The 252-nt window shown below is 44.0% G+C and carries 1 protein-coding gene; it reads left to right on the top strand.

Translation table 11 applies throughout. The annotated features are described in order from the left end of the window. Window positions 1-5: 5 nt before the first annotated feature. Window positions 6-252: ATP phosphoribosyltransferase regulatory subunit (locus FQ668_RS29210; RefSeq protein ID WP_369333851.1), on the top strand; the 247-nt coding region annotated here is incomplete at its 3' end.

Raw genomic sequence — 252 nt, 5'->3', positions numbered from 1 at the left:
CTTCAATGGTAAAACTCATAGCCTCAGATTCACGGATTTTGGTCCTCAATCCAGATAACACAACCAGCATAATCAGCCGGATCGTTCCTTTGTGGCAGGAGGGTATGAAATTCAAATTGTTTTACTCGGCAACCGCCTCAAGGAGCGACAGAGAGTTAGGGATTTCAGAGATACGGCAAGTTGGGGTAGAAAGACTCGGTGAAAGTGATTTCAAAACAGATGAAGAAGTAATCCTTCTGGCCTTGGATATAC

The organism is Pseudomonas sp. Kh14 (genome assembly GCF_900291005.1).
GTDB classification, from domain to species: domain Bacteria; phylum Pseudomonadota; class Gammaproteobacteria; order Pseudomonadales; family Pseudomonadaceae; genus Aquipseudomonas; species Aquipseudomonas alloputida.
This window is presented reverse-complemented; position numbering and strand designations above follow the sequence as displayed.